The sequence below is a fragment of the Halobellus captivus genome (assembly GCF_003697845.1).
Lineage (GTDB): Archaea > Halobacteriota > Halobacteria > Halobacteriales > Haloferacaceae > Halorubrum > Halorubrum glutamatedens.
Genome location: NZ_RDQE01000001.1, coordinates 49,411 through 63,883 on the forward strand (window position 1 = coordinate 49,411; position 14,473 = coordinate 63,883).

Annotated in this window: 21 protein-coding genes and 2 tRNA genes; 9 read left to right on the plus strand and 14 right to left on the minus strand. The window is 65.4% G+C overall.

Translation table 11 applies throughout. The features are described 5' to 3' along the window. Positions 1–16: 16 nt before the first annotated feature. The 13 genes from EAO78_RS00230 to EAO78_RS00290 form a co-directional block, all read right to left on the minus strand. Positions 17–235 (minus strand): hypothetical protein, encoded by a 219-nt coding sequence (locus EAO78_RS00230; RefSeq protein ID WP_122103864.1) that lies wholly within the window; start codon positions 233–235, stop codon positions 17–19. Further along, positions 232–477: a hypothetical protein gene (locus tag EAO78_RS00235; RefSeq protein ID WP_122103865.1), complete on the minus strand. Its 246-nt coding sequence runs from the start codon at positions 475–477 to the stop codon at positions 232–234. Before EAO78_RS00235 ends, EAO78_RS00230 begins: the two co-directional genes overlap by 4 nt. Positions 478–539: 62 nt before the next feature. Beyond that, positions 540–932 carry a hypothetical protein gene (locus EAO78_RS00240; protein WP_122103866.1) on the minus strand — a complete coding sequence of 131 codons (393 nt, stop codon included), beginning with the start codon at positions 930–932 and terminating at the stop codon, positions 540–542. Continuing rightward, positions 932–1,381, minus strand: a complete 450-nt coding sequence (locus EAO78_RS00245) for a hypothetical protein (protein ID WP_203227793.1) — start codon at positions 1,379–1,381, stop codon at positions 932–934. The genes EAO78_RS00240 and EAO78_RS00245 overlap by 1 nt, the downstream gene beginning before the upstream one ends. A gap of 81 nt (positions 1,382–1,462) precedes the next feature. After that, the gene (locus tag EAO78_RS00250; RefSeq protein WP_122103867.1) at positions 1,463–1,933 is read right to left on the minus strand and encodes a hypothetical protein; all 471 of its coding nucleotides are present in this window, start codon (positions 1,931–1,933) and stop codon (positions 1,463–1,465) included. Beyond that, a complete protein-coding gene (locus tag EAO78_RS00255) occupies positions 1,920–2,486 on the minus strand; it encodes a hypothetical protein (RefSeq protein ID WP_122103868.1) in 567 nt (188 codons plus the stop codon). Before EAO78_RS00255 ends, EAO78_RS00250 begins: the two co-directional genes overlap by 14 nt. After that, the gene (locus EAO78_RS00260) at positions 2,476–2,658 is read right to left on the minus strand and encodes a hypothetical protein (protein WP_136516470.1); all 183 of its coding nucleotides are present in this window, start codon (positions 2,656–2,658) and stop codon (positions 2,476–2,478) included. Before EAO78_RS00260 ends, EAO78_RS00255 begins: the two co-directional genes overlap by 11 nt. Continuing rightward, entirely contained in the window at positions 2,658–2,843 is a 186-nt protein-coding gene (locus EAO78_RS00265) for a hypothetical protein (RefSeq protein WP_122103870.1), read from the minus strand. The genes EAO78_RS00260 and EAO78_RS00265 overlap by 1 nt, the downstream gene beginning before the upstream one ends. A 60-nt stretch (positions 2,844–2,903) precedes the next feature. Then, positions 2,904–3,335 carry a JAB domain-containing protein gene (locus EAO78_RS00270; RefSeq protein ID WP_122103871.1) on the minus strand — a complete coding sequence of 144 codons (432 nt, stop codon included), beginning with the start codon at positions 3,333–3,335 and terminating at the stop codon, positions 2,904–2,906. A 9-nt stretch (positions 3,336–3,344) separates the two neighbouring features. Beyond that, complete coding sequence (locus EAO78_RS00275) at positions 3,345–3,575, minus strand: hypothetical protein (RefSeq protein ID WP_136516471.1); 231 nt, start codon at positions 3,573–3,575, stop codon at positions 3,345–3,347. A gap of 263 nt (positions 3,576–3,838) precedes the next feature. Continuing rightward, positions 3,839–4,963, minus strand: a complete 1,125-nt coding sequence (locus EAO78_RS00280; protein ID WP_122103873.1) for a tyrosine-type recombinase/integrase — start codon at positions 4,961–4,963, stop codon at positions 3,839–3,841. A gap of 198 nt (positions 4,964–5,161) precedes the next feature. Next, a tRNA-Thr gene (locus EAO78_RS00285) sits at positions 5,162–5,233 on the minus strand. A gap of 78 nt (positions 5,234–5,311) precedes the next feature. After that, the gene (locus EAO78_RS00290) at positions 5,312–5,977 is read right to left on the minus strand and encodes a DUF7114 family protein (protein WP_122103874.1); all 666 of its coding nucleotides are present in this window, start codon (positions 5,975–5,977) and stop codon (positions 5,312–5,314) included. A gap of 208 nt (positions 5,978–6,185) precedes the next feature. On the opposite strand from EAO78_RS00290, the gene EAO78_RS00295 reads away from it, so the two are divergent. Then, positions 6,186–6,256: transfer RNA gene (locus tag EAO78_RS00295), tRNA-Gly, on the plus strand. A 312-nt stretch (positions 6,257–6,568) separates the two neighbouring features. Then, positions 6,569–7,747 (plus strand): inorganic phosphate transporter, encoded by a 1,179-nt coding sequence (locus tag EAO78_RS00300; protein ID WP_122103875.1) that lies wholly within the window; start codon positions 6,569–6,571, stop codon positions 7,745–7,747. Between the two features lie 43 nt (positions 7,748–7,790). Here the strand turns inward: EAO78_RS00300 and EAO78_RS00305 are convergent, their stop codons facing one another. Next, a complete protein-coding gene (locus EAO78_RS00305; RefSeq protein ID WP_122103876.1) occupies positions 7,791–8,399 on the minus strand; it encodes an undecaprenyl diphosphate synthase family protein in 609 nt (202 codons plus the stop codon). 75 nt (positions 8,400–8,474) lie between these two features. On the opposite strand from EAO78_RS00305, the gene EAO78_RS00310 reads away from it, so the two are divergent. From EAO78_RS00310 to EAO78_RS00335, 7 genes are all read left to right on the plus strand, one after another. After that, positions 8,475–9,020 carry a hypothetical protein gene (locus EAO78_RS00310; protein WP_122103877.1) on the plus strand — a complete coding sequence of 182 codons (546 nt, stop codon included), beginning with the start codon at positions 8,475–8,477 and terminating at the stop codon, positions 9,018–9,020. A gap of 9 nt (positions 9,021–9,029) precedes the next feature. After that, entirely contained in the window at positions 9,030–9,500 is a 471-nt protein-coding gene (locus EAO78_RS00315) for a DUF5812 family protein (protein ID WP_122103878.1), read from the plus strand. 82 nt (positions 9,501–9,582) lie between these two features. Beyond that, the gene (gene secF / locus EAO78_RS00320; RefSeq protein ID WP_122103879.1) at positions 9,583–10,467 is read left to right on the plus strand and encodes a protein translocase subunit SecF; all 885 of its coding nucleotides are present in this window, start codon (positions 9,583–9,585) and stop codon (positions 10,465–10,467) included. After that, the gene (locus EAO78_RS00325; RefSeq protein ID WP_122103880.1) at positions 10,467–12,077 is read left to right on the plus strand and encodes a preprotein translocase subunit SecD; all 1,611 of its coding nucleotides are present in this window, start codon (positions 10,467–10,469) and stop codon (positions 12,075–12,077) included. Before secF ends, EAO78_RS00325 begins: the two co-directional genes overlap by 1 nt. A gap of 89 nt (positions 12,078–12,166) precedes the next feature. Further along, positions 12,167–12,676 (plus strand): metallophosphoesterase, encoded by a 510-nt coding sequence (locus tag EAO78_RS00330; RefSeq protein ID WP_122103881.1) that lies wholly within the window; start codon positions 12,167–12,169, stop codon positions 12,674–12,676. A gap of 440 nt (positions 12,677–13,116) precedes the next feature. Continuing rightward, positions 13,117–13,245 (plus strand): DUF7859 family protein, encoded by a 129-nt coding sequence (locus EAO78_RS18580; RefSeq protein WP_262488572.1) that lies wholly within the window; start codon positions 13,117–13,119, stop codon positions 13,243–13,245. Between the two features lie 2 nt (positions 13,246–13,247). After that, positions 13,248–14,426, plus strand: a complete 1,179-nt coding sequence (locus tag EAO78_RS00335) for an inorganic phosphate transporter (protein WP_122103882.1) — start codon at positions 13,248–13,250, stop codon at positions 14,424–14,426. The last annotated feature ends 47 nt before the right edge of the window (positions 14,427–14,473 follow it).

Here is a 14,473-nt window from a genome sequence, read left to right on the forward strand (position 1 = left end):
ACGCTCTATCCGACAGCTACTCTTCATCAGGATTGCCGTCGTCACTTTTAGCGGCGTCAAGGAACTCGTCCCGAAGCTCTTGGCCCAGGTTCTGGCGGAGGTACTCGATCAGGGCGGCATAGATGACTTCGGGCTCGTAGTCTTGGTCCAATCCGAGCTTGGAGATCTGCTCTTGGACCTTTGCCTTCTTTTCAGTCCATTCGACCTCGTCTTGGGTTCGCTCGTAGGGAGTCACTCTGGCCGGTCACCCGTCTCGATACGTTCCAGGAGTGTTTCGTGGGCAAGAGAGCTGATGAGGGCGGCACGCTCGGTGTCGGTCATTTCGTGGATAGCGTTCTTGTATTTCCGGGCTGTTTCGCGAGAGATGCCGGCTTCCTCGGCTGCTTGTGACTGGTTCAGGTGGACTATCGCATCGATGTACCTGCGCGCGTAGTCTTTTGTGAGGTTGTAGCGATTCAGGATATCGTCGACATCCATCGGGAATTGCCGTTTTATTGTCTCTCCAGTGATGTTTAAATATACTGACGAGGTGGCAAGGATCAGATCACCTCCGGGTATGCGGTTGGAGTGGTTTGGATGCGTTCGACGGTGACGGTTGCCCACTCATACCAGGTGGTGCCGCGGCGGTCTGGGCCACACCAGTAGCCGAACGTTCGGCCTTCGATTTCCTCGCCGTGCCGGATTCTGTATGCTGCACGGCCACCGCGTTTCAAGGTGGTCTCGGTGACGTGGATGTGGTTCCGGAGCCAGGGCAGGATCTCCTCACGGGTGTCGAATGTTTCCTGCTCGTGGTGGGTCGGTTGCCGGTCACCGGGATCCGCGCCAGGGTGGGACGCGGATTCGTAGTACACGGTGACCTGGTAATACCTGCTCTCGTTATCACCTTCCGAAGTGTGGTGATCGGTAGCGGTCGGGCTCCCCTTTGTTTGCATCACGTATCACCATGCCGGTCCAATGCGTTGGCGAGTTTCTGGTCTTCCTCCCGGTGTTCACCGAGCAGCGCGCGAGACATAGCACCCTGTTTGCCCCTGACCGCGGCTGACAGGTACAGGGCGTAGTTGCCGGTCATATCACCAGTGTCCCGGTCCTCGGTCTCCTGGAGGTTGACCGCGAGCCGGGTGGCTGAGGATTCCCACGCGAGGAGGGGTTGAAGGAGGGCGGCCACGGTTTCCACGAAGGCCGGCGTGCCGGTGACGCGGATGCTGCTGATCTCTGTGGCGTACTTTGAGCCTGAGTGGTTGGTCGGTTGTGGTGTGACCGCGGCGATGAGTTCCTCCTCGTTCGGTGTTTCGAGGTCTTCGAGCCAGCGGAGTGTGTCCTGTTTCCGGACGCTGCCGCTGTTTGTTGTCGGTAGATCGTCTATCTGGGTGTCGTCTGTCATTGCTGAGGGTGTCACCTCAAAAAGGGGTGGCAGGTGGGTGTTACCCTTCCTGCCCCCTGTGCGAAGGGTTTGGTGGAGGGGTTAGCGGCTCCGCAGGTTGGTGGGTGCGTCGATCTGGTCCAGCCATGTGAACGTGGTGACGATGTTGGTCTCTAAACGTCCTCCTACCTGACCGTCAAGAACCGCTTCGCGGAACGTGTCATCGTCACTGTACAGATGGTGGTGTTTGTTAAAGAGGAAGTCACAGTCTATGCAGTCCCGGAGCAGATACAGATACAGATGCTCGTCTTCGGTATCCTCCCGCCTGTTTTTCCATGTTTGGGGGCGGATACACTCTGTCCCGGTTCCTTCATCCAAGAACCCATGGCGGCGGAGCCGGTTTGCGGCTTCACGGGTGAGCTTGCGGAGCGGAATTAGGACCTCACAGATCCACTGTTTGTCTTTCTCTGCATAGGAGTCGGGAGTGTCGAGGGTCTGGGCGTGGTTCTCGATACGGCGTGCCGCCGTGGTGACCCGCTGTGAGAGGGGTCGTGGCTCGTCACTGCTCGTCATCGGTGTCACCCACTGAGGCGTTGACGAGGTTCTCGAGGAGCCACTGGTCGACGATGGTCGTGTACTGATCCGGTGTGAGTTCGGTGATATCGTCGACGGGGACGTCGTCGTTGATGACCTCTTGTGCTCCACATCGTGCCCGGACACCGATGTCGATGGCATTGCGATCCCTGGATCCTGGGGTGGCATAGACGATGATGTCCAGGGTCTCGTGCCGCCACATGATACAGTCAGTGTGGGCGGTCAGACCGAGACACTCGAACCCGTAGAAGGTGGTTCCTTTTGCTTCCGTACTGATCTCTTTGAGCTGGTCCCATGTGATGCCGTGGGCTTTGGTTTCGATGTGGTCGATGGCCTCGTCGTAGGTGTCAAAGCTGTCTCCGCAGGTACAGCGGTAGGTAGCGTGGTCTCGGTCTGGTGTCGCTTCCTCGTCGTGTTCCGTGATCTCGCCCTCACTGGTTGCTATGTACGTCGTGATGGCTGTGACGGGTGTTTCTTCGATGATCCTGTGGCCGTACGTTGTGGAATCAGCTGTTTCCGATCTACTGCTCACTGCGTTCACCTCGTCGACGGGCGATTTCGTCCTCTATCCGCTGGGCTTCTGCCCGCATATCCTGGGCACCGTAGATGTGGCCCCGGTCCAGGTCTTTCAGGGCCAGTCCGTAGATCTCCTGGCGTTTCTCTTTCAGTTCCTGCAGTGTCATTGCGGTGTAGGGGTTCGACATCATTCCAGCACCTCACGGATGATCTCGGGGCAGTGCTCGTCTCTGTAGGAGTTGGGGCACCCGACGGCATGGCCGATACAATCGCCGTCGTCCCGTACTGGGAACTGTTTCAAGCGTCCGCCGCAGTTTGTGCAGCGTTCGTCTAAGACTTGCTCTGCATGCTTCTGGTTGGTCTGTGTCGCCATAGTCTGGTCACCTTGGCAAAAATGAGGGGAGTGGGTGGGTGTTACCCTGCCCACACCTGTTCAGGGGAGTGTGCCGTCCTGTTGCATGCTGGTACAGCCGTGTGGTGAGATGATGACGTGATCGAGGAGCCGGAACTCGAACATGTCCAGTGCTTCGTGGGCCGTCTCGGTTGTCTCGATGTCTGCCTTGGTCGGTTCAGGGTCGCCTCCGGGGTGGTTGTGCAAGAGGATGGTGGCGGAGGCATTGAGGAGGAGGGCTTTCCGGACGATGTCCCGGGGTTCGACTGAGATGCTTCGGAGACTGCCGCGGAAGAGTAAGGCGTCCCCGAGGACGTGGTTTGATGAGGAGAGGTAGACACCGACCATGTTCTCCTGGTCCTCGTCGTTGAGTTCGTCCTCGTAGACGTCCGTGACGTCGGTGTAGCTGTCGATGGTCGGTTCGTCCTGCTGTTTGAGGGTGGTTCCGACCTCGATGTCTGGGGTGGCACTCACTGCGGGGGTTCACCTGGTGTAGCCGGCCCTTTGGAGGGCTTCCTGTGTTTTGTCGTCGGCCACGACGTGTGCGCGGTTGTGGGCGATGCGGTCGGCCCATTCGTGGATGTAGTTGGGTGCGTAGTGGCCGAATCGGTCGTTCCAGAAGGTTTGGAACTGGTCGGGGTTGAGGTCGTGTTTGTCCGCTGCGTCGCGGACGGCTTGGTCTGTCTTCGTGGTCTGTGCCTGCACGTCTTTCACCTGTATTGGCATAATGACAACTAACTTTTTTATACTTGTTGTCAATATGCCCAACCAGTGGGTGTGATTAGGGCACCTACACAGGGCACCCGATCATCTCCAAGGGCTCGCTGGTAGGATCCAATCAGGGCACGTTCTCTAACGACGGGCAGAATCAGGGTACGTGTGCTGGGTTCGTTCAGGGCACAACACGAACGACTGTATATATTCGACTGTACGGATGCGAGACGGGGAAAGACGGGGGCCGGGAATCGATGTGCGGGCTATTCGATGCTGTTGACGGCGTCGGTCTGTCTGTCGACTGAGCTGTGTTCGTACTTCTCGGTGGTCCGTTTGGATTTGTGACGGCACTGCTGGGCGGCGACAGCCAGCCCTTCTTCATCAGCGATGTAGGTCGCTGTGCTGTGGCGGATGCTGTACGGTGTCAGGTCGCGGTTCTCCAAGTCTAATCCGGCTTCCTCGGCGACGTTGCGGAAGACGGTGCGGAACGAGTCTTTGTCGTACCGGTTCCCGTACTTGGTGAGCCAGAGAGCGTCCCGGCCGTCGTATTTCTCTCGTTGCTCCCGTTCATCGATCCATCGCTTGAGGATGGACACGGTCTCGGTTTTGAGGGCGACGATCCAGTTCTCCCGGTTCTTGCTGGATTCCTCGCGGGGGATACGGAGGACCCCGTTGTCGGTATCGACCCACTGGCTGTTGGCCCGGCCGACCTCGCACGGACGTAGGCCCGCATCCAGGGCGGTGTGGATCATCGAGGTGTACTTGAACGAGTTCGCTCGGTTCCAGTCCTGCTTCGTGATCTGGTCTTTCGGCTTCTGCAGTCGCTGTGCGAGGTAGGTCTTCCACCGTCCCCGTTCCTCTGGGGTCACCGAGTTGTAGTGGGGGACACTGCCGTATTCCATCGCTGCTTCACGGAGTCTGCGGCGGTCCTGCCGTGTCAGGTAGTCTCGGGGCTGGTAGTTCGTCGATGGGTCGCTGTACTCAATCTTGGGGTCCCATTCGACGTCACTGCCGCGGGCGTTCCGTTTCCACTTGAACAAGGTCTTGGCGGCTTTCTGGTAGTGGCACTTCGTGGATTCTTTGTAGTCTTGGCGGGCCAGCCATCGCATCCAGGTGTCGGCGTGGTCGGTGGTGAGGTCCTGGATGTAGCGGCCTTTGCGGTCCCAGATGAAGCGGTAGAAGATGTCGAGGCGGTTCATCCGGTTCTTGGCGGTGGTGTGGCTGTAGCCTTCTGCCTTGGATGGGTTCTTGCCAAGGGATAGCATCCATTCGGCGAGTTCGCGGCGGTGTTCGCGGTAGGTAATCTCCTGTTTGGGGTTGAGAAATTCTTGTGCGTCCTCGGTGACGAGGACGATCCCGTCGACTTTGTTATCTTCGCTATGCGGCATGTTCTCGCTCCCTCCGGCTAGAAGCTAGCGATCTGAACCTGCAACATTTAAATTCCTTTTCCAATATGCCTGACTGTTCCACAGAATCGCGTGACGGCGTCGGGGTAGTCACATTCGAACCACCCTCGCGTCCTTTCACCCTGGTCATTGTTTCAACGACGGAGAGGGTGATAACTACCGGACGTAACGGGGAAAGAGAGCCTAGGCCGGGATTTGAACCCGGGCTCTCGTCCTTACCAAGGACGCGCTTTACCGCTAAGCTACCCAGGCGCGCAATACGGGATTGACCGGAGCCGACTTTAGGGGTTTCGATTCGCCCCGTCCGTCGTCGGCCGGTTCGTGGCATCCCTACCGGTCCGTCGCGCTCACGGCCCGGTCGGAGATGGCGGCGATCCGGTCGGCGGTCGCCTCGGGGAGCGCGCGTCCCGGCGGCGGGAACTCCCGGTCGCAGTCGGCGGCGAGCTCGCGGGCGTACTCGAGCAGTTCCGCCGGCGGGTCCCCGCCCACCGCGGTCGTCCCCGCGACGACGGCGAGTTCGAGCGCATCGACCTCCAGGTTCCGGTCGAGCGCCGTCGCCTCGTCGGGGTCGAGACCCGCCGCCTCGCGTCGCGTCTGGTCTCGGCCGAACGCGCGTACGACCTCGACGGCGGCACCCGCCGCGCCGGTGTGTGCGAGAAGCGAGAACCCGCGAGAGACGAGCACGTCGGCGGCGAGCACGTCCATGTCGGCGTCGATGTCGGACTCGTGGGTGGCGGCTGTCGCCCACGGCTCCTCGTGGGCGAGCCGCCGGGTGAGCCGGAGCCCCTCGTAGATGAGTTGGACTCCGGCCGCCCGGTCGACGACCGCCTCGAGGTCGACCTCGGGGTCGAGCGCGCGGGCGGTGACGAGCGAGAGGACACCGGGAGTTACCGCGGCGTCGACGAGCCGGTCGTCGAGGGTCTCACGGAGGCGTTCGGGCTCGACGTTCGCGAGCGCCTCGCGTGCGGCGTCACGCGCCCGCGCGACATCGTCCATTACCGATCCGTTCGGCAGGGAAGGGCAAAGACCTTTGGAAACCGCCCACGCGACGGCGATGATCCGGGCCGCGATCCGCCCGATCGACGGGTCACGTCTCGCGGACCGTCGGCCCGATCGTTCCGGGATCGAGTCGGCGATCCGACCGCCGCCGACGCGATGTGACAGATTTAAATATCCGACCCGACCACCTCCGAACGCGAAGCACGCACCGGTAGTGTAGTGGTATCACGCAACCTTGCCATGGTTGCAACCCGAGTTCAAATCTCGGCCGGTGCACTCCCTTCGGTCGTGCACCGGCCTGACTCCCGCTCGCTGCTCGCGGTTCCACCGCTCGCCATCGAGGTGTTCGCGTTGCTCACACCTCGCCTCACTCGCGGGAGTCTCGGCCGGTGCTTTTTCCAAACGAAGTGAGAGAGACACCGGGAGTTTGAACGCTATCAGTCACGCACAGCGAACGACGCGAGATGCGAGCAGCGCGAGCGCTTCGCCATCGAGGGAGTCTCGATCGCTCGTTTCGTCCCGTCTCAGCCGGCGTATCTTTCCGGAAAACGGACGGCTTAACCGTGACAGTGTGCTTCATTCGACTATATGGTTGAGCTGCTTCTCATCGTCGGCCTCGCCGTCACGGTCTTCGTCGGATACAACGTCGGCGGCTCGACGACGGGACCGGCGTTCGGGCCCGCGGTCGGCTCCGGCGTGCTCTCGAAGGTCGGGGCCGCCGCCCTGATGTCGGTGTTCTTTTTCATCGGCGCGGGAACGCTGGGGCGGCGCGTGGTCGACACGCTGGGCCGGGAGCTCGTCACGCGCGGCGGCGTGTTCACCCTCGAAACGAGCATCGTCGTGCTCTTCTTCATCGGCGGGGCGCTGTTCGTCGGCAACTACTACGGCGTGCCGGCGTCGACGTCGATGACGGCAGTGGGCGCGATCGCCGGACTCGGGATCGCGACGGGCAGCCTCAACTGGAGCGTGATGGGCGAGATCGCGGTCTGGTGGATCGTCGCGCCGATCATCGGCTTCTGGGTGTCGGGCGTCATCGGCCGGTACTTCTACCCGCGGATCAACCAGTGGGTGGCGATCGAGAGCACCGACGGCCCGCTCCTCGAGTTCGACCGGTCGGGGATCGTCCCGCAGCCGACCCCGGGTCCGGACACGACCCGCAGGGAGATCGGCGGGGCGGTGGTCGTCGTCGCCATCGGCTGTCTGATGGCCTTCTCGTCGGGGACCTCGAACATCGCGAACGCCGTCGCGCCGCTCGTCGGTGCGGGGGTCGTCGACATGAATCCCATGATCCTGCTCGGGAGCGCCGCGGTCGCCGTCGGCGCGTTCACCATCGCGCGCCGTACCCTCGACACCCTCGGCAACGACATCACCGACCTCCCGCTCACGGCGGCGATCGTCGTCGCCGTCGTCTCCTCGGGGATCGTCGTCGGCCTCTCGGCGATCGGGATCCCCGCCTCGTTCGTCATCATCGCGACCATGTCGATCGTCGGGCTCGGCTGGGGTCGCGCGACCCGGACGGTCACCGTCGGCGAGGGGATCCGCGGCGGCGCGGAGACCAACGTCTCCGTCGGCGCGTTGAAGGCGGACGACCCCGGCGACGAACCGGAGGACATCGGCGAGGAGGACCCCGCGGACATCCCGGCGGCGGCGGACCTCTTCAACCCGTCGACGACCGCCCGTATCGTGGTGTTACAGAACGTCGTCCCGCTGCTCTCGACGATCGGCGCGCTCGTCACGTTCGGGCTGTTGTTCCGGTTCGTTTGGTGAGGCAACCTTCGGTTCGACCGGCGAGGTCGACGTCGACGTCCGTCTACCGGCCGAACCGGCGCTGTCGGTCCTGGAAGTCGAGAACGGCCCGTAGGTAGTCCCGTCGCCGGAAGTCCCGCCAGTTCACGTCGGTGAAGTAGAGTTCGGCGTACACCGACTGCCAGATGGCGAAATCGGAGAGCCGCTCCGCCCCGGTCTTGATCACGAGGTCGGGCTCCGTCGGGAACACCAGCCGGTCCGTGACGGCCGCCTCGTCGATCTCCTCGGGACGCAGCTCGCCGTCGTCGACGTCGGCGGCGAGATCGCGGACGGCGGCGGCGAACTCGGCCTTCCCGCCGAGGCCGACGTTCACGCGGATCGGGGCGTCCGCCGACTCGGTGTCCTCCGGACCGCGGATCGACATCGGCCGCGGCGCGTCCAGACCCCGCAACTCCCGGACGAGCGAGGGAACCACCGCCTCGTCGAGCACGGAGACGGAGACGGTCACCCGCTCGGCACCGTAATCGAACGCCCAGCCGAGCGCCGCGACGAGGGTGTCGAACGCGCCGTCCGCGAGCAGGTCGCGCTCGGTGATGACGATCGCGACGTGGTCGGGCGGCTCCCCCTCGTGAAGTCGGTGGCGAACGGCGAGATACGCGTCGTAGAGGCCCACGGTCGTCGATCGCTTTCCGGGGTGTAAAACCTCGCGGACGAGGGGTTTAATCGGCCGTCGGTCCAAGGGCGCGTGATGACCGACAGCTATCGGGGGGTGTTCGGCGCGGTTCCGTACGCGATCCGCAACACCGACTCGTGGACGATGCGCGTCTACGGGGTGATCGGCGCGCTGGCGACCGCGGCCATCGCGCTCGTCGTGACGCTCGCGCTCGTCGTCTGGATGGCCGAGACCGCCGGCGTCCCGAGCGGGACGTACCTGTTCACGCGGTCGCTGTACGTGGTCCTCGGGTTCGCCGCGGTCGCCCCGCTTCTGGCGCCGCTGCTCTTCGTCGCCCGCCGGCACCGGCGTGACCTCCCCGTCGCGGCCGGATACGACCGGAAGCTGGCGTACGCCGGCTTCCTCTTCCTCGCCTCCCTGTATCTCGGACTGATCGTCACCGCGCCCGCCGACCTGCGCGACCCGACCGAGTCCGTGCTGCTCTCGGCGCTGTACGCGCTTCCCCGGCCGGCCGGGGCGCTGTTTCCCGTCCTCGCCGCCGCGGTCGTCTTCTGGACGCACTATCGCCTCCGGAGCGGCGACGAGGGCGGCTCGAAACCCGGAAATGGCTCGACGACGTAACCGCGGGTAATGACCGACGAAAAGGAGGGGACGTTCCTCGTCACCCACGTCGAGGCTGACTCCGCGGTGCTCAAGGACGCCCACGACGGCCAGGTCCACACGCTGAGCTCGAATCCCGGACTGGCGGTCGACGACGCCGTCGAGGCGACGGTCGCGCCGGACCCGCCGATGGAGGTCACCTACCGGGTGATCGAGGTGGAGGAACGGCGGTCGCTCTCGCTCGAGCGGAGCGAGGAGCCCCCGACGGTTCACGAACGGGAGCTCGCCGCCGACCTTCCCCCCGGCGAGTTGACCCGCGAACCGCGGGCCGGCATCGGCGAGATACACGTGTTGTCCCCGCCGGAGGACGCGACCGAGGAGGCGGCCGCGGACGTGCTCGAGGACCGCGAGGGAACGCTCTCGCGGGCCGCCAGGCTCGGAGTCGATCGCGTCGAGGTCCGGGCGGAACCGGGCGTGCTCAGCGTGCGGTATCTGCCCTGAGGTCGAGACGGGACCGGAGCGTCGTTTTCGACCGATTCGGGAGATAAGAAGGCTTATTCGGCCTCACGGACGAACCCGTTTCATGACAGCGATCGAGGTACCGGAGGTCGATTACACCGAGTACTCGAACCGGCAGCTCGTGCTCGTGCCGCTCGCGGTGCTCGCGTTGGCGATCGTCATTATCGGCGGGTGGTACGCGGTCACGGGCGCGCCGGCGACGCTCGGGCTCGAGTTCACCGGCGGCGTCGAGCTTCGGATCGCAGACGACGGCAGCGGGAACGTCGAGGAGCGGATCGAGACGGCGTTCGATCGCGATCCGGACTCGATCCGCTCGATCCCCGCCGACGACGTGTACGTCGTGACCTTCCGGGCGTCCGATGACGACCCGGAGGGGCTCGCGAGCGATCTGGAGGAGCAGGCGGCCGCGGCGGAGCTCGAGACGGAGGCGATAGACCAGGTGTCGGCGAGCTTCGCCACGGACACCGCCCGGACCGCGGTCTTCGGAGTCGGGCTCGCGTTCCTCGGGATGAGCGTGCTCGTGTTCGCGCTCTTCCGGACGTTCGTCCCGTCCGTCGCGGTCGTCGCCTCCGCGTTCTCGGACCTGGTCATCCCCGTTGCCGCCATGAACTTACTCGGCATCGAGATGACGCTCGGTATCGTCGCGGCCCTCCTCATGATCATCGGATACAGCGTCGACTCGGACATCCTGTTGAACAACTCCGTGCTCCGCCGGACCGGCGAGTTCTACGAGTCCGTGAACCGCGCGATGCGAACCGGGGTGACGATGACGGTCACCTCCATGGCCGCGATGATCGTCATGGCGATCGTCGCGACGGTCTTCGGGATCGGACTCTTACGTGACATCGGGATCATCCTCGCGATCGGGCTCTGTGCGGACCTGATGAACACGTATCTGCTGAACGTGGCGCTGCTTCGCTGGTACAAGTTCGAGGGGGTGAAACGCTGATGCTCGAACCGATCAAGGAGAACTGGCGGGTGCTGCTCCTCGTCGTCGTGGTACTCGGCGCGACCGTCGCGCTCTTCGCCCCGCAGTTCGGCCCCGAGACGGCCCCGGGCGAGTCGGCCGACGAGGCGACACAGGGGATCACGAACCTCCAGTACGGCCTCGATCTGGCCGGCGGGACGCGGGTCCGAGCGCCCCTTCTCGGATACACCGCGACGGACGTGGCGTTCGACGGCGAGAACCCCTCACAGGTCGCGAGCGACATCGCCGCCCAGTTGGACGGAACCTCCGCGCGCGACGTCAGCGCGGTCCGGACCACCGAGGAGGGCGGCGAGGTGGAGGTCACGGACGCCTCGGTAGGCGAGGACGAGTTCCGCGCGGCGATGGACGCCTCGGGATACGCCTACGACGGGATCAGAAGCGGCGTGACACAGGAGAGCCGGGACGCCGCGGAGCAGGTCATCCAGGACAAGATCAACGAGGCGGGCCTCTCCGGCGGGAGCGTCCAGCAGGTCCAGTCGATCACCGGCGAGTACTTCCTGCTGATCGAGGTGCCCGGACAGGGACGCCAGGACGTGATAGACCTCCTCGAGGAGCGCGGAACGGTACAGATAGCGATCGCCTATCCCGACTCGTCGGCCGACGACGGGACCGCGGTCGAGGAGGACGTGTTGATCCAGGACGACTTCGAGGACATCGGGACCGCGAGCCGACGCGAGGGGTCCACGGGTGCGTACGTTCCGGTCTCCGTCGTCAACGAGGCTCCCGAGGGGGAGCAGTCGCCGGCCCACCGGTTCCAGGAGGCGTCCGTCGAGTACGGCGTCGCGAGCGCCTCCGGCGGCGCGCGCTGTAACTACGACATGGAGACGGACTCGCTCGGCGAGGGCAGCGACTCCTGTCTGCTGCTCGTCGTCGACGGCGAGGTCGTCAACGCGTTCGGGATGGACGACGGGCTCGCCCGGAGCATGGCTGAGGGAAGCTGGGCCGACAGCGGCAACTTCCGGCTGACGACCACCTCCTTCGCCGACGCTCAGACCATCTCGATCAACCTGCGTGCGGGCGCGCTCCCCGCGGAGCTCGACATCAGCGGGCAGGGGACGTCCTCGACCATCTCGGCCTCGCAGGGGGAGAACTTCCGGCTCTACTCGGCGATAACCGGCATCTTCGCCGTGTTCGCGGTCGCCGGCATGGTGTTCCTCCGCTACCGCGAGCCGAAGGTGGCGCTGCCGATGATCGTCACCGCGCTCGCGGAGGTGTACGCGCTGCTCGGCTTCGCGGCGCTCGTGGGGTACCCGCTCGAACTCGCGGTCATCGCCGGCTTCATCGCCGTGGTCGGGACGGGCGTCGACGACCTCGTGATCATCGCCGACGAGGTGATGAGCGAGGGCGAGGTCAACTCTCGGACGGTGTTCGACTCGCGGTTCCGCCGGGCGTTCTGGGTGATCGGCGCGGCCGCGGCGACGACCATCGTCGCCATGTCGCCGCTGATGGTGTTGAGCCTCGGCGACCTCTCCGGGTTCGCCATCTTCACCATCCTCGGCGTGCTGATCGGCGTGTTGGTCACGCGACCCGCGTACGGCGACATCCTCCGCCGGCTGCTGACGATCCGGTAAGCGGGGGACCACCCCCGGCCGTCGCGGGTCCGATCGACCCGTCCGGCTCGCCCGCGACGCTTAACCGCCGTGCGTCGGAACCGGGAGGCATGCTCGTCGTCCTCTCGGACACCCACAGCACCGACGATCCGAAGCTTCGCGGACGGACTCGTGAGGCGGTCGAGAGCGCCGATCTCGTCGTCCACGCGGGCGACTTCTATCGGGAGCCCGTCCTCGACGCGTTCGAACGGGCGACGGATTCCCTCCGTGCCGTGTTCGGCAACAACGACGGCGCGACGATCCGGGGCCGACTGCCGGAGGTCCGCACCGTCGAGTTCGGCGGCGTCCGGTTCGCGGTGACGCACAGACATCGGAGCGGCGACACCGGGCTCGTCATGCTCGCTCGCGGCCGCGACGCCGACGCCGTGATCTGTGGCCACAGCCATCGACCGCGATTCGACGACTCGACCGCGGTTCCGATCCTGAACCCGGGAAGCCACGCCCAGCCGCGGGGGAACCGACCGGCCCACGCGGAACTCGAGCCGGCGGACGGCGGCCTCGACGGCCGCCTCGTCACCCCTGACGGGGAGGTCTTCGAGCGATTCCGGATCGAGCGATAGCGGTGTGAGGACGGACGAACCGAGCAGAAGAGTACACGCGTCCGTCCCGCGTCTCGACGGAGGGGGATCGGTCGGACGGGTGGGGACGGACGACCGCGACTCCCCGCCTCGACCCGGTCGGACGGGCGGTCGTTGGGGGAACGACCGCCGGCCAGGAGGCGTCGTCCCGGAGACGTCGACCGCTCGGACGACGGGGGATCGTCCGAACGGATGGAGGGCGGACGTGCGCCTCGCTTGCGGGGGGACTCCCGGGTACCACGTCGAGCGGTACTCGGCGGAGGGCCGAAGCGGGGGTCGCACTTGCGTATTGCCCGGGTACCGTATTATAGGTGTTCGAGGCACAAAAACGCGTTTTAGTGACGCCGAGGAGAGGTATCTGCGGCCCCTCCGCCTGGTCAGCGGGTCGAAACGCCTAACTCCGTGCCGACGGATCTCCGTGTATGATATCGGTCGAGCCGCTGTTCGTGCTCGTTCTCGTCGGTCTGCTCGGGTTGTTCTTCTTCGGTTTCCTCCTCGTCCGGCGCACCCTGATGGGGCTGCGCGAGGGCTACGAGGACGGGCAGCGATAACGATGGTCGTCGTCACGACGCTCACGCTCCTCGTCGCCGGCGCCGCCAGCCTCTTCATGGCGTGGTCCATCGGCGCCGGCTCCTCCGGGTCGACCCCGTTCGCCCCGGCCGTCGGAGCCAACGCCATCTCGGTCATGCGCGCCGGGCTCGTCGTCGGCGTCCTCGGTCTCCTCGGGGCGATCCTCCAGGGAGCGAACGTCACGGAAGCGGTCGGAACCGAGCTGATCGGCGGGGTCACGCTCACCGCCACCGCCGCCATCGTCGCGCTCGTCACCGCCGCGGTACTCGTCGCCATCGGCGTCTTCGCCGGCTACCCGATCGCCACCGCGTTCACCGTCACCGGCGCGGTCGTCGGCGTCGGCCTCGCGATGGGCGGCGACCCCGCGTGGCCGAAGTACACCGAGATCCTCACGCTGTGGGTGCTTACCCCGTTCGTCGGCGGCGGGATCGCCTACGGCGTCGCCCGCACGCTGATCGGCGACCGCCTCCCGGAGCGCGCGCTCACGGCGGCGCTGGCCGGCGTAGTCGGCGCGATCGTCGCCAACGTCGGATTTGCGCTGCTCGGTCCCGACGGCGATCAGGCGTCGATCGCGGAGGCGGCGGGAGTCGGGCTCGGCGTTCCCGGCTCCGCCGGCGTCCTCGCCGTGACGGCCGCCGTGGCCGCGGTCGTCACCGCCGCGGTGTACGTCGACGTCGGACGCGACCGCGCGGGCGCACAGCGCCGGTTCCTGCTCGCGATGGGCGGGCTCGTGGCGTTCTCGGCCGGCGGCTCGCAGGTCGGCCTCGCGATCGGACCGCTCGTCCCGATCTTCTCCGACGTGGGGGTGCCCCTGTGGGCGCTCCTCGTTGGCGGTGGCGTCGGCCTGCTCGCCGGGTCGTGGACCGGCGCGCCGCGGATGATCAAGGCGATCTCACAGGACTACGCCTCGATGGGACCGAGGCGGTCGATCTCGGCGCTCATCCCGTCGTTCGCCATCGCCCAGACCGCGGTCGCGTTCGGGATCCCCGTCTCGTTCAACGAGATCATCGTCTCGGCGATCGTCGGCGCGGGATACGCCGCCGGCGACGCCGGCGTGAGCCGCTCGAAGATGGGGTATACCGTGCTCGCGTGGATCGCGTCGCTCGTCGGGTCGCTCGTGCTCGGTTTCGGCGTCTACTCGGGCGTGCGGTTCGTGTTGTGAGTCGGCCGAGCGAGCGTGGTCGACGAACGCGATCGAACGGGACGGGG